8 protein-coding genes and 1 riboswitch are annotated in these 15584 nt (G+C 37.6%); of the genes, 4 read left to right on the forward strand and 4 right to left on the reverse strand.

Going from position 1 to position 15584, the window contains the following annotated elements; genetic code table 11:
- Window positions 1–3 precede the first annotated feature (3 nt).
- A complete protein-coding gene (locus GHT08_RS06805) occupies window positions 4–543 on the forward strand; it encodes an NUDIX hydrolase (protein WP_163580686.1) in 540 nt (179 codons plus the stop codon).
- A gap of 808 nt (window positions 544–1351) precedes the next feature.
- On the opposite strand, the gene GHT08_RS06810 is transcribed toward GHT08_RS06805, so the two are convergent.
- Window positions 1352–2269, reverse strand: coding sequence for an LCP family glycopolymer transferase (locus GHT08_RS06810; protein ID WP_163580687.1), 918 nt, complete (start codon window positions 2267–2269; stop codon window positions 1352–1354).
- Window positions 2270–2705: 436 nt separating this feature from the next.
- Between GHT08_RS06810 and GHT08_RS06815 the strand changes: the two genes are divergently transcribed.
- The 3 genes from GHT08_RS06815 to GHT08_RS06825 all read left to right on the forward strand — a co-directional run bounded on the left by GHT08_RS06815 (window position 2706) and on the right by GHT08_RS06825 (window position 8271).
- Window positions 2706–6140: a glycosyl hydrolase gene (locus GHT08_RS06815; RefSeq protein ID WP_163580688.1), complete on the forward strand. Its 3435-nt coding sequence runs from the start codon at window positions 2706–2708 to the stop codon at window positions 6138–6140.
- Window positions 6141–6351: 211 nt separating this feature from the next.
- The gene (trhA, locus tag GHT08_RS06820; RefSeq protein ID WP_163580689.1) at window positions 6352–6999 is read left to right on the forward strand and encodes a PAQR family membrane homeostasis protein TrhA; all 648 of its coding nucleotides are present in this window, start codon (window positions 6352–6354) and stop codon (window positions 6997–6999) included.
- A 120-nt stretch (window positions 7000–7119) separates the two neighbouring features.
- Window positions 7120–8271, forward strand: a complete 1152-nt coding sequence (locus GHT08_RS06825; RefSeq protein WP_163580690.1) for a TIGR04053 family radical SAM/SPASM domain-containing protein — start codon at window positions 7120–7122, stop codon at window positions 8269–8271.
- 470 nt (window positions 8272–8741) lie between these two features.
- Here the strand turns inward: GHT08_RS06825 and GHT08_RS06830 are convergent, their stop codons facing one another.
- From GHT08_RS06830 to pelA, 3 genes are all read right to left on the reverse strand, one after another.
- A complete protein-coding gene (locus GHT08_RS06830) occupies window positions 8742–9056 on the reverse strand; it encodes a DMT family transporter (protein ID WP_163580691.1) in 315 nt (104 codons plus the stop codon).
- A complete protein-coding gene (locus tag GHT08_RS06835) occupies window positions 9056–9388 on the reverse strand; it encodes a DMT family transporter (protein WP_163580692.1) in 333 nt (110 codons plus the stop codon). Before GHT08_RS06835 ends, GHT08_RS06830 begins: the two co-directional genes overlap by 1 nt.
- A gap of 436 nt (window positions 9389–9824) precedes the next feature.
- Window positions 9825–9922: riboswitch (guanidine-I (ykkC/yxkD leader) on the reverse strand.
- 16 nt (window positions 9923–9938) lie between these two features.
- The gene (gene pelA, locus GHT08_RS06840) at window positions 9939–15563 is read right to left on the reverse strand and encodes a pectate lyase (RefSeq protein WP_163580693.1); all 5625 of its coding nucleotides are present in this window, start codon (window positions 15561–15563) and stop codon (window positions 9939–9941) included.
- Between the last annotated feature and the right edge of the window lie 21 nt (window positions 15564–15584).

Consider the following 15584-nt stretch of genomic DNA (forward strand, 5'->3'; position numbering starts at 1 on the left):
TCATTGGCAGATAATGAATGGAAGATAAACCATAGTTCAACTACACAAATAGATCGGTTTAAAATAACGATCGATGAAGTGTTACTTGCAAATGAACAGACACAGAATTTTTCGTATATTGAATTTCGGGATGGTGTCTGTGTTTTGGCAATTACGAACGATAATAAAGTGGTCATGTTAAAACAATATCGTCATCCATTACAATCCACTGAACTTGAATTTCCCGCAGGTATGATTGAAGAAGATGAAGAACCTCTTTACGCAGCACAACGGGAGTTATTAGAAGAAACAGGGTATCAGGCAGAAGATTGGCAATCTCTCGATTATTTCTATCCATCTCCTGGTTCCACAACCGAAAAAATTCATTTGTATTTGGCAACAAAGGCAACAAAAGTAGATGATCAATTTTTAGATGAGCTAGAAAACATCGAGGTTGAAATTGTTAATATGAAAGATTTTTGCAAACTGGTAGAACAAGGCATTTTTCGGCATGGTGCCGGTCTCGCGTGTTGGGCTCGATATTTAAGTATGTCTTTCAATTAACTCCCAAAAGCTTGGTCCATTATAGTGACTGTAAGAATTGATTTAATCTTACAGTCATTTTTTTGCGTTTGTTCTATGTGCTAAACCCTCCAGCCCTTATCACTTCATGCTAAGTAGACCTGCGATTCCTCTAGTAGCCATTATGAAATATATGAAATTGATCACCACGTTGGCCGACCACCTTCCCCTACCTTACTTTGTTTATAAAAGTTGTGATAGCAATGTTATATAAGAAAAACCGTGAAAGCCCACCCGGTCTTTTTCATTGATCAAAATAATATATCGATGGTATAAAGTAGTTATTTTAAGTTGGATATTGGGCGTAACAACCGCTACGGCTTGCCCACTTCGCTAATTAATGCTCTACCATGAATGTACTCGCTGACATTCCAATTTTATTACGCAGGTTAAGAAAGCTCGAGACGTTAGCAGTCACAAACGTTGTAGAACAGTTTCATAGCGGAGGCCGTTCACTTCCACTCCTACGGGATGGCGGAAAGGGAAGTGGACAGCCGTAGCGATGGTTTCCACAAGCTATTTCAACATGGCTACTCTGCTTACAAATGTGTTGATAACACGGATTATATACTTTCCTATATTATAAGAAAACCGTAGAGCGCCCGCAGAAACGTAGCGGCTTCAGAATCAACTGGGATAAAGGAATCACTGAGAAAAGCGAACCGATGATGACTTATCATAGGGCGATTCGTGAAGTCGCCTAGTTTTTGGGCGCTCGGAGCTAGACATCTGCGCAAAATTTTATACTTTCTTGTCCTTACAAAAAAAAAGCTAAAACCCTTTTCAGGCTTTAGCTATTGATCATGTCTCTTACTTTCGCTACTTCTTCATCAGGAACAATGTAATAATAAATACCGTCTATCGTTGTTCCTGACCCTTGCACTTGATAGCTTGTTACATTTTTTCTTGTATCGGTATACCCATTCAGTAGTGATTTCATTGCATTAAAATCAAGACTGGTAGACATATTATTACCCATAATATCGATTAGCTCGTTCACTTTGGTAACATTTGCTACGTTGGCACCTTCATTAACAATTGCTTGTATTACTTTACGCTGACGTTCAGTTCTTCCAAAGTCACCAGTCGGATCTTGCTTTCTCATTCTTACATATGCAAGCGTCTTAGCTCCGTCCATTTCAACTGGACCTTCTGTAAATTGGTACTTGTTGTCACTCCACTCTATCTCATTGTCAACAGTAATCGTTCCTAGCTCGTCAACCAATTCTTGTAAGCCTTCCATATTGATACGAACAAAATAATCAATTTCAATGTCTAAGAAGTTTTGAACAGTTTGCACGGCCATATCAGCACCACCGAATGCATAGGCATGATTAATTTTATCTTCATTCCCTCTACCTACAATCAGTGTACGCGTATCTCGTGGAATACTAATTAACTGCATCTCATCATTTTCCGGCTTTAATGATAATACCATTAAAGCATCTGATCGACCTGAATCATTCCCGCGCTGATCCACACCTAATAACAATATATTTAAAGGTTCAGCATTTTCTGTTTTCTCTTTAACTTTTTCCATGTCGATCGATTCTAACGGATCATGCATTTTAGTATCGAATGTATCCTCCACATTATTCACAATCGACCAAACATAACCACCCACTGCTAAAATAATAACCAATAAAATAATAAGCGGTGTTAAAATCCACCATTTTTTTGATTTTCTTCGATTTGATCTTGTTTCCACTCTCAATCAACATCCTATCCGATTTTTCTAATTAATCTTCCATCATTATAGCACAATAAGACTACAAAAAGGAAATCCCTTTTGCATTTTTTAGCAATTTATCTCATTTTTTGTATAAGTATATCAAAAATATATCTACAGAATAAGTGTAAAACAGAAAATAACATTACTTTAACGTTGAGTTTTTTATGCAAAAAATATATATATTCTAGTCAAAAAAATAACGAAGAACCAATCAAAACAAAAGCCAAAGAAATCCTTATCATCCTCTAAAATAAACAACTAAATTTAACATAACGTTAACTTAATAATTTTATTATATTACTTTACAACTAAATAAAATTATATATAATACTAAATAGATAGCGTTTTCATTTTTGTTGGAGGTGAATTTAATTATCATGGAAACGTTAGACCATTACAAAGGAGGAAAAGCATGAATCTGATAAAGCAAACAGCCTATTTTTTAATAACGATTACACTTATTTTTTCATTTCTACCACACACTAATATGGATATAGAAGTCTCTGCAACTGAATCATCATTGAATCTAGTAGATCCTCAAGTAAATGATCAGACAAAGGCATTATTCTCATATTTTCAAAGCATTAGTGGTGAACAAGTTTTGTTTGGTCAACAGCATGCGATTGATGAAGGCTTAACATTAACGAATGATCCACCTCGTACTGCTTCTGAACAATCAGAGATTTTACATGCTGTTGGAGATTATCCTGCTATTTTTGGTTGGGATACGTTAAGTATTGATGGTGATGAAAAGCCTGGTGTAGAAGGTAATGTTGAGCAAAGTATTCAGAACCTGGCAGCATCCATGGAAAAAGCTCATGAACTTGGTGGTGTTGTTGCTCTAAGTATGCACCCAAAAAACTTTGCAACCGGTGGCCGTTATAATGATACATCCGGGCATACTGTTCCTAAAATTCTACCCGGAGGACCAAATCATGATGATTTCAATGCATGGTTAGATAACATTGCAGAACTTGCTCATTCGGTAAAAGACGAAAATGGTAACGCGATCCCAATTATCTTCCGACCATTCCATGAACAAACAGGTGGGTGGTTCTGGTGGGGAGCACATCAAACAACACCAGCAGAATATAAAGCTCTTTTCCGTTATACGGTTGAATATTTAAGAGATGAAAAAAGAGTTCATAACTTTTTGTATGCGTTTTCCCCAGGCGCTGGCCCTGCAGGCGACTTAGAACGTTATTTAGAAACTTATCCAGGTGACGAGTATGTTGACATTTTGGGTATCGATAACTATGACGATAAAAGCAATGCAGGTTCTGAAAGCTGGTTAAATGGACTCGTTGAAGATTTAGCGATGTTAGTTGATTTAGCAGAAGAACGTGGTAAAATCGCAGCTTTAACAGAGTATGGTTATAGTGCTTCTGGTATTAACGAAACAGGTAATACACTCGATTGGTATACACGTGTTTTACATGCAATCAAAGATGATCCTAAGGCAAGTAAAATCGCCTATATGCAAACGTGGGCTAACTTCGGCTGGCCAAACAATATGTTTGTACCATATAAAGATATTCATGATGATTTAGGTGGTGATCATGAATTATTACCTGACTTCCAATCATTTAAAGATGATGAATATTCTGCTTTTCGCGAAGATGTTCAAGGAACCATCTATACAGAAACACATATGAATAAATCCGTTGCACCTCAAGAACCAATAGCACATGTTGCATCCCCAGTTTCAGGCACAACCATTACAGATAGTTCGACAAAGCTTCGAGTACGGGTACTTCATGACAATCCACAGCAAGTTACTTATAAAGTAGAAGGTTCTGATCAAGAACATTCTCTCAGCTTTGATTCAGACAGTAATTATTATGTAGCAGATTGGATACCAACCGCAGATAAAAATGGCACAGCAACCAACCTTACCTTTAAAGTTGTCCATCAAGACGGGAGCATTTATGAAGAAACTGTTAAAGTGTTTGTAAAAGCAGATAGTTTACCAACAAAAGTATATACCTTTGATGATAATATTGATGGTATTAAAACAAACGGAACTTATCCAGAAACAAACACAGTCGCATTTGAGCATGCAACTTTAGCAGATGATGGTAAGTTGAAATTTCAAATTGAAGGGATGGACACTAGTGAAACATGGCAGGAGTTAAAATTTGAATTAACAGATCTAACAACAGATGATTTGCAAGTTGTCAACCAGATTGAATTAGAAGCTTTACTTCCTACTTCTGTCGGTGACGGATCAATCCAAGCAGTAGCCATGCTTCCTGATGATTGGGAAACCAAATATGGTATGAATGAAACTTCTGAAGACATTTCTGATCTAGAAGAAGTAACTATTAATGGGGAGACATTTAAAAAATATCACGCAACCATTAACTTAGCTGATACAGCAGAAGCAAGGACGATCGCGCTATCGTTAGTAGGGAATCAACTTAACCTGACAGACGCAATCTATATCGATACTATTAAACTAAACAACTCCTATATGGAAGCACCAGCTGATCCATTATTAGTAGACGATTTTGAGGGGTACTTAGGAGATGATAGTTTATTAGATAATGCATATTCCAGCAACGGAGATAAAGTAACACTCCATCATTCTTCTGAAAACAAAATGGCAGGGGAATATGGCCTGGAATATAATTTTACGATTGCCGGAATGGGGTATGCCGGTCGTCAGACTCCTTTAGCCAATGTAGATTGGTCAGAAACAAATGCTTTTCAATTCTGGTTACAGCATGATAGTTACCCGAATGATTTAACCATTCAAATCCAGATAGGAGGCGTAAGTTTTGAAGCATATCATGATTTAGATGAGCCTTCTGAAGGGATCATCACGATACCTTTTTCTGAATTCGTACCTGCTCCTTGGGAAAATAAACCGGAAGTTATAGTTGATCAAGAAAAATTGAAAAACGTTACACAATTTGCACTTTACACAGGCGGAGAACAAGGAGAAGGAACCCTTTACTTTGATGATATGCGTGCAGTATATGATGATGCACAACCTGAAGTACCTGATGCTGAGGATACACCTTCTCCAGAAGTACCAACGGAAGATAACGATACGATTGATAACAAGGAATCATTTACTAAAAAGGACAACAGCTATCAGTTTGACTTAACAACAGAAAAAATAGAAATCACAAAAGATGTAATTACACAATTAGAAAAGAATGCTACCATTCAATTAAACTATCAAAACACAAGTGTCACTATTCCTGTCCAACTTTTACAATCGTATGATGAAAACATTACATTTGCCTTTCATCCTGTATCAGATAAAATCAAGGAAAAACGTGATGACGTATTAAGCGATCTGTTTGACTTTCAATTATTTGCAGGGGAACAGGAAATCACCGAATTTGAACAACCGTTAACGATTACTTTTACGTTAGATAACGATCAGGAATATGCTGCAGACAACCTTCAAGTAATACTTGTCGATCAAGACGGTGAACTTGTGACAGATCAACGCTTTGATGTTGTCTGGAATGAAGAATCTAAAAGTGCTAGTACTGATTTGACACATTTTAGTATTTATGGCGTATTTGCGTATACAGAGGAGACAGCAGAAGAGTCAGAGGAAGATCCACCTTCTGATGATCCTGAACAAGGTAACAAAGATCCAGATGACGATTCTAATGAACCCTCTAGCAATGATAGAGACAGTACAGATCAGAAGCAAGAAACAGAAAATAACTCTGGATCTAATAACATAGACTCTAATTCTGGTCAAAGTGAATCCTTGCCAGATACCGCAACTAATACTGCCAATTGGCTAGTAGCTGGTTTACTACTTACACTATCGGGTATAGTAGCATTGGTGATGGCAAGGCGAAAAAAGCTCAATAAATAAATGAATGGATCTATAGGTTCGCCATAAGTTCTAGCTTATGGCGATCTTTTCATTTTGCCTTTAGTTAAGTGCTATCAGGGTTTCACTATTAATGTACTGCTCCTACCCAAAAAGGCAGATTTATTTAGATAATCCCGAATACTTGCATTTCCATAGCAAAAGGCAGATAATAATAACAGGAATTTTTCAAACATGGAAGGAACGTGTCAAAATGGGGTCTACTCATGAATTTTCAGTAAGAGAAGAAATTGCTAATTCTGTTACTCATGGAATTGGAATGGCATTAAGTATCGCAGGATTAGTTATTTTGATCGTCTATTCATCACTATACGGTACAGTATGGCATATCGTTAGTTTTACTTTATTTGGTGTTACAATGGTACTCCTCTACACATCCTCTACTCTGTTGCATAGTCTCCGAAAAGGGAAAGCAAAAAATGTTTTTGAAATATTGGATCATTCATCGATCTATTTCTTTATCGCCGGATCCTATACTCCCTTCTTATTAGTTGTTGTTCGAGGATGGGAAGGTTGGACATTATTTGGTGTTATTTGGGGACTTGCGATTGGCGGAACAATATTTAAAGCCTTTTTCGTTAAAAAGTTTTTATATTTTTCCACGATACTGTATGTATTGATGGGCTGGCTTATTATATTTGCTTGGCAGCCACTGGTAGAAAATATGCATCCTAACGGCCTTAAACTTTTAGTTATCGGTGGTGTTTTATATACAGTCGGTGCTATTTTTTATGTATGGCGTGGGTTTAATTATCATCATGCATTATGGCATCTGTTTGTTTTAGCAGGATCAATTGCTCACTTTTTCGCTGTTTTGTTATATGTATTGCCTATTCAATAATATGAAAGAAGCTCCAGTAAATGGTGCTTCTTTTTTTCATTATATGTGTGCATTTCATCACATCATATCGATAACAAGAGCGATACAATATAGTTAACACCTTGTTAAGGAGGTACTATATTGACTCAGCAACCACCGTTTTTTAAACCGAGAGACTATCATAAAGATCCGTTTATTGTTATATGGGAAGTTACACGTGCTTGTGCATTGAAATGTCTTCACTGCAGAGCTGATGCACAATATCATCGTGATCCCCGTGAATTAAATTTTGATGAAGCAAAACAATTAATTAATCAAATCAAGTCCATGAATAATCCACTTCTCGTATTTACTGGTGGTGACCCACTGGAACGTGAGGATTTACTGGATATTGTCCAATACGCAGTCAATAAAGGGGTTCGAGTCTCCATGACACCATCCGCTACCCCTAATGTAACCAAAGATGTGATGCAAAAAGCGAAAGAAGTTGGATTATCTCGCTGGGCATTCAGTATTGATGGTCCAAACAAAGAGGTTCATGATTTCTTCCGGGGCACAACTGGCTCCTTTGACCGTACGATTGAAGCCATTAATTATTTACACGAACTTGGAATGCCACTGCAAATTAATACCGTCATTTCTCAATATAACATCGAATACTTAGAAGAAATGAGAGCATTAATGGAACAATTAAATGTTGTGCTCTGGAGCGTATTCTTTCTTGTACCTGTTGGACGTGGACAGGATAAAGATATGATTTCACCAGCTGAACATGAGAAAGTATTCCGCTGGTTATACCAAGTATCAAAGACAGCTAGTTTTGATATTAAAACAACTGCTGCACAACATTATCGCCGTGTTGTGCTTCAGCAAAAAGCAAGAGAACAAAAAATCGAAAAAGATGAAATCGCATTTCAGAATGTCTTATCAGAAGGGGCAACAGGTACAGTGGATGGATTAGGACGAGCGCCAAAAGGTGTCAATGATGGGAATGGTTTTATTTTCATTTCACATATTGGAGATGTTTACCCGAGTGGTCTACTCCCTGTCAAAGTAGGAAATGTCCGTTCGCAATCATTACCTGAAATCTATCGGGAATCACCTGTTTTAAAACAGTTGCGCGATCCAAATCAGTATAAAGGAAAATGTGGCATTTGCGAGTTCCGGCATGTATGTGGAGGATCTCGTTCTCGAGCTTATGCAGCAACAGGAGATTATTTGGAAAGTGAGCCGTATTGTATCTATATACCTCGGGCGATGCGGAAGAAAAAAAAACAAGGCAATTTCTTATAGATTATTCATGATTTCAGTAATGTCATGATCCAATCACTATCATACTTGTTTTTAATTGCATTTTCATCTTCCCATTTATCGATTTCTTTAATCTTGTAATAAAGTAGAAAAGTCGTGAACACGATCACGGCTTTTTCCTTTTACTATTGAGTATTACATCAGTTAAAACCTAATGATAAGAAAAAACCGAACGATATATTCGTTCAGTCTCATCAGGCATCTTTCTTCAAGACACCTATTCCAGCTAATATTACTTTTGCGTCATTAGTCAAAAAATTCAATGCCTTTTTTCCATAAAAAGGTTAGGTTTTTCCTTTAAGATTAACTTAATACCTCTTCATGATTGATACTTTTTATAAGTTCACTGAATCTCATATCCATCCTCCTGATTTCAATTCAAGATAACTATATCGCATATAGGAATTAACTGTATTTTTTGTTGAAGTTAATCTTTTTTGTCGAACACGCACTCAACCTAGTAATTTCAACCCAACTACTGCCAATATAATTAAAGCTAGAAAGAATATTCTTTTGGCACTTTTAGATTCATTGTAAAATAAAATCCCAACAATGGCTCCGCCTGCTGCACCTATGCCAGTCCATATCGCATAACCCATACTCATGGGAATGGTCTCTAATGCCATTGATAAAAACAAAAAACTTAAAGCAAAACTTGCAATCATAAAACTAAATGCTGTATTAGATTTTTGACGATGCCATTGATTCATCATAATTACTGCCAACATTTCAAATAACCCTGCTACAATTAATTGTATCCATGCCATCAGTTACTTTCCTCCTTTGGTTCTGAAGTTGCTTTCAATCCAATAATACCAATCAAAAGTAAAAGAATTAGTGCCGTTTTGGCAAGGCTAATTTCTTCATTAAAAAAGAAAGCTCCAGTTATCACAGTCCCAGCTGTTCCTAACCCTACAAATACGGCATAAACCGTTCCGACTGCAATCTTTTCTCCGGCCATAATTAAAAAATAAAAACTAATCATAATAGCGATAACTGTGCCAATCCACTCTAAAATTTGATCGGAGTGTGTTAAACCAATTACCCATAAAACTTCAAATACTGCAGCGATTATCACTTTTAACCATTCTTTTAACATAACAACTTCCTCCTTACTTTTTTCACGAAAAAACATTTAGATGTGCAGTAAAACTGCCTTTCATAAAAGAGAAAACTGAAACTCCTTACAGATACACATGTACTCGAGATAAAATATATTTTGATTTAGTACCAATTTAGTATTCAAGAAGGTTGATTTTGGTACTAAAACCTGTTTTAAGTACCAATTTAATAATTTGTTTTCTATTTTTGGTACTTAATTGACTGTTTAGTACCATTTTGGCTTTTTGCAAGTTATTTTTGGTACTTAAATTAAAGGCATATTGATTCCCAAAAGTGTCATGTCAGAAAGCGAAACGGTCAGCGCAGGTGTTGACTTGCACTAGCTATCTTTCAAAGGGCAACTCCATTTGAATGACTTTGACTCTAAAGTTTGTGCACATGCCCGCCACACTGAAAAAAGCCTGGGAGAATGAATCTCCCAGGCTTTTATCCTTCCGTGTCACAGTAGTTTACTGTGTGTTTTCTCTCGGACCAGTCCAACATTTGTTGCGGAACCCTAGAAAACAATTACGATATGCTATTGTTAATTATTGTACCATCTTTTGATTTCTTTTTCTAACAATTACTAATAACCCAATTCCCAATCCTAACAATACTCCACTAGCTAACAACCAATTAAAAATGTTAGTTGCAGTATCAGGCAAACCAACACCGTCACTTGATTTTTCATCAGAAGTTGCATTTTGATCTTGTTCATCATTGGCAGTAGCTAAAACACCATAAGTTGAGAAGTGGTCAACTGTTGTAATTACGACACCATCGCTTACCTCACCACCAATAAGCTCCCAACTATTAGTTTCTTCATTGTAATAATAAATTGCTACATTATCCGCACTATCATCATGACCCATGATTAATTGGAATTCACCAGTATAATCTTCAAAACCTTCAGGGAAAGTAAATTCGAAGGTATATACATCACCTGCAACTTGAAGATCCCCTAAGTTTTGAGGTTCTGCTTGTTTAACAACTAAAGTCGTTCCTTCCGGTAAGTCGCTCGGTAAAATCACTTTAGTTGCTGAATCAGCAATAGCAATTATCATATCCGCAGCTACTTCTATTTCTTCACCTAATTCAACTTTCATTTCTTTCGTGTCATTAATTGATTCATTGTTATCTTCATTCTCATCTTCTGGGGTTTCCGTTCCTTCGCCATCACCATCTTGTTCAGATCCATTCCCAGGTGATTTATCATCATCTTCTGGTTTTTCTGGTTTTTCTGGTTTTTCTGGTTTTTCTGGTTTTTCACCAGGCTTTTCGTCAGACCCATCACCTGGCTCTTTATCTGAATCCTCATCTGGATCTTTACCTGGTTCTTCTATTGGATCTAATGCATATGGATCCCAACCTTTTAATACGTTTTGTACGGTCCAGTCAGCTGCCTCTTCATCGGTTAATTGACGACGTGAATCATTGATTACTGCACCTGGACCTTCATTTTTATACTCATATAAACGTGCATCTTCAGGTTGTAAGCCGCTCATTGATGTCCAGCCTTCTGGTTTGATATGCTCACCAAGTTTGCTTTCCATGATGACAACACTTCCAATTGCATCTGGATTGCCCCCAGCAGGCCATGGTCGGCCTAAATATACAGTTTCTGCAGGTGCATCACTCGTAAATTTACTGTCTTTAATTAACATGCCATACTCATCTGACTTTAACGTACTGGCTGCCGTCACATAACCATTATTTGAGTCTGAGCCACGATCCAATGAATGAATTACAGAATCTTCAATAACGATACTTGCTGCACCAAAAATGAAGTCAACATCCCCTTCGATGTAAACATCCCCATAATACTGCGTACCGGAATGAGTATATAACGTATCTTGATTTCCGATAAAACGGACATCATTGAAATATTGACGATCCCCACTGGCATAAACTGCTACAGCTTGTTTTCCTTCAACATCGGCACTTTCATCAAAGGAATTTTCCAATGTTAGATTTTCGATACGGAGATCATCTGCCCGTAAATAGACACTGGCACTACCACTTGTCCCGAGCGTTCCACCTACACCATTGTCACGACCGGCATAATTATCATACGTAATGACTGTATCATGTTTGCTTTCCCCTAACAAATTAATAAAAGGTTTATTCGTTGGAATAGTGACTACTTCTTTGTACGTACCATCTTTAATAAAAATGGTTACAGGATTACGATTGTTTTCAGGAACAGCATCAATGGCAGCTTGAACAGTCTCGTAATCTCCTGATCCATCTTGTGCGACAACTAAATGACTTTCGATCTCATTCATTTGCTTTGTTTGTCCTTCCAATACTTTAGTATCACCTTGCATTAATGTCCTGCCATTTACATCAACAGAGTCGGTACCTGTTACTTGAACAAATACTTTATCCGTATAATCTCCTGTCGTTTGCATGATTTCCAACAGTTGAGTCGCCCAATGACCTCCCCAGGCATAACCGTCTCTTCTTTCTGCTTCTATTTCCATAATATCATGTTTAATCACACCGTCACGGCCAGAGAATATCGGTTTATTTGTGCCTATTTCATAGAAACGGTACCACGCAGTTGAATTCGGATCTTCTACAAAATATTCATTGTTAGGATCACCACTAACATATCTGGTATTTTCCAATTTCACTTCATCAAACCATTCTAACGCTGCTAAAACTGCTTTATTGATTTCTTCAGTTTGTGGTCGAGTCGTTAAATATCGAACAACTCCGACTGATTCTTCTCCTGAGATAGAAGGGTGCTCATAAGAACGACCTTCTTTTGGTTCATACGTATATGGATCATGCTGTGCACACCAAGCAGTTAGTTTACCATCTACTTCAATTTGCGCATTTAATATATAGTCAACAGCTAATTCAATCGACTCTTGTGATTTAATGAGATACTCTTCACTAATCAGATCAGAATCAAATGGATAACGTTGTTCTGCAACTAAATCCAATAATTCCAATACATTAATCATCGCTTCATCATTGAAGGTTACATAGTCAGAATAGTTGCCTCTTGCAGGGTAAACCTGTGCAAACCCGCCTGTTTCATACTGGAGCTTGAATAAGAAATCTAAACCTTTTTCAATGCTCTCTTTATATTTAGGATCTTTCGTTTCTTGATACACCTCTGCCAAATATTGCAACTCTGAAATAGTCGCATCATTATCAATCGTACCTAAATCAACGCCATCATTGACCCACTCTGAACGTGATTCTTCACCATCCCAAGGGCGAGTATAAATATGTGGCCAGTTTTTCGTCCATCCACCGTGATCCATCTGCCATGTTAACAGATTGTCTGCTTCCTCTACAGCAGTATCTAAATCCCCGGAGAATCTTGTTTCCTCAAATTCGACTGGATATTCGGCATAATCGTTCCATTCATCTAAACTGTGCATCACGATAACTGTTTGACCAAATCGGTTCGTTGCCGTTGCAGCCTTGTCTATATTTAATGTTGTAAATCCTGGTGTTAAAAGCTCCCATCTTCTCGTCGGAACAACTACTTCCAGATCAGTTGGTGTAAATTCTTCAAAGTAGCCGTTTAATGTAACAACAAGTAAATGGTTCGATACAGCATGTACACCTGCAATATCGACCGTTTCACTTTCATTTTCTGTTTCTAGTAAAGCAACTAAATCCCTTGCTTCACCCCATGTTACTTGTTCACTTTCAGACTCTGCAGTTTGATCAGAAACTGCCTGTATAATTTGGACTGCTTCTTCACCAGTAATTGTCTCGTCTAGGTTGACATGATTATCACGAACTAAATGATTGGCATAACCTAATCCTTGTGCAGTCTCTAGAACATAAGAGTACCATTCTTCCGTAGATGTTTCCCAAACCGTTTCTGGCTCAGTCAAGCCTTTAAACTTTTCTTCATGAATATGACCTAAAGCCTGATTCACTAATGCAAAAAACTCAATTCTAGTAATTGCTTCATCATTCGCTGGAAGTTCATCCACTACGATACCTAATTCTTTTAGCTTTTCCAACTCAACTCCACTAACCACTTCTTCGATATCAGCTGTTTCAACGTCAATTGGATTTTCATTGTCAACATCTGATTTATTATGCACACGTAAATGATCAATGTTTGCTCCACCGCTTGGTCCGACTCCAGTAGCACGAATCGTGTTATCACCAGACTCTAGTACTACTTTCGTAGATGTATACTCCCAATTTGCCCAGTTCCCGGTCGGATCAAATGCAAGTGCTTCTTCAACTACTTCACCATTGACTTTAATTTCTGCTGGGCGCTGATCTGTACCACCATGTGCATAACGGAAATCTAAGAAATACTCTCCTTCCACAGGAACGTTGACTGTCCACTCCACCCAACTTCCAGGCGCATTTGGACTATAATCGATAAAGCCATCCCCAGTAAAGCCAGCATGTTTATTATCAATTATCACCGTGCCTTCTTCTAACTCAGCCTCTTCTGCTTCATATATTTCATCGTATTCCATCATAACTCTTAAGTGATCAATGTTCGCTCCACCACTCGAACCAACACCTGTTGCACGAATAACATTCTCACCTTCAGTTAATGTAGCTTTTGTGGACGTATATTCCCATGCTGTCCAATCACCTGTTGGGTCAAAAGCTAACTTTTCTTCTACTACTTCACCATTCACCTGAATTTCAGCAGGACGAAGATCTGTACCACCATGTGCATAACGGAAATCTAATGTATACTCACCATCTGCAGGCACATCCACTACCCATTCGATCCAGCCACCTGGAGCATTCGGAACATAGTCAACAAAGCCTGTACCAGTAAAACCAGTGTGCTTGTTATCAATAATCGCATTATAAAAACTGGCATCTTCCGCTTCATAAATACCTCCACTAACAGGTTCTGCTGGATCTTCCGGCTCATCAGGTTGTTCCGGTTCCACTGGTTCCTCTTCCTCCGGCACTTGATACAGATTACCTAAGATTTTTAAGTCGTCAACATAGTGTCCATCTGTTCCACTGTTAGGAGTGAAACTTTCCACAAAATTAACTTTTTCTGCCGGTTGATTAAGTTCCGCTTCTTCATGCACTAGCTCATCATCAATATAGACATTAGCACGCTGAGCGTCTAAATCAATTTCAACTTTCACTTTATACCATGTTTCTTCTTCTACTTCTACTAACGGATGATATTGATCACCTGTGCGATACGTAATAGACCCATCTTTTGTTTCAATTATTACCGGTGTACTATCACCTTTAATTCTCATCACTTTGGTTGAACTGGTATAGTTTGGTTGCATAAATAACATTTCAAATATCGCTACACCGCCAAGATCCTCCACCGATTTACTTACACTAACATTTGTATCATCACTAGTATCATCAAGGAATACACTCTTATTCTCTTCAGACGGCACATCGACTACCGTTACGGTTCCCCCACCTTCTGATACATCAACATTTGCCGGAACCTCACCTGTTACATCCTCATTGAAATCTGTCTCAAAAACAAAGTCAGCTTCCGGTGTTTCCGGCGGCAGTTCTACTTCTTTTAATTGTGAAATACGAAGATCATCAATATAATGGCCCAATGCTTTACTTCCAGGAGTAAAGGATTCTATATAATTGATTTTCGATGCATCCTCGTAAAAGGCAGCCCCTTCTACTTTTAACTCATCATTGATAGAAACATCAACTGTTTTTTCTATTAAATCTACTTCAACTTTTAGGTCGTACCATTCATTTTCTTGCACCTCTACTAAATTCTGATAGGAATCATCACTGTTTCGGTAACCAATATGACCATCATTCGTTTCAATAATGACGGAGGTACCGTCACCTTTAAGACGCATGACTTTTGATGAACTTGTATAAGTTGGTTGCATAAATTTCATCTCAATCGTTACCTGATTATCCAAGTCATCCAATGATTTAGAGATTAATACATCATCACTCTCACTTGTGTCATTCAGGTATACACTTTTATTTTCTGCATCAGGTAACGCTTCAATTGTGACTTCTCCCCCAGCTGCAGATACATCTAAATTCGCTGGTTCTGTACCTGGTTCCTCACCATTGAAATCATCCTCAAAAATAACAACGTTGTTAAATTCAGACTCAGCTTTTACAAGTGTGACTGGCATTGTAGAAAATACGGTCGTAAACATTAACATAGAAATAAGGAATAAGTTAATTGCTTTTTTACCATTCATCCATGAATCTCCCTTCTCTTA

Origin of the sequence: Gracilibacillus saliphilus (assembly GCF_010994085.1) — a bacterium.
Taxonomy (GTDB): domain Bacteria; phylum Bacillota; class Bacilli; order Bacillales; family Amphibacillaceae; genus Gracilibacillus; species Gracilibacillus lacisalsi.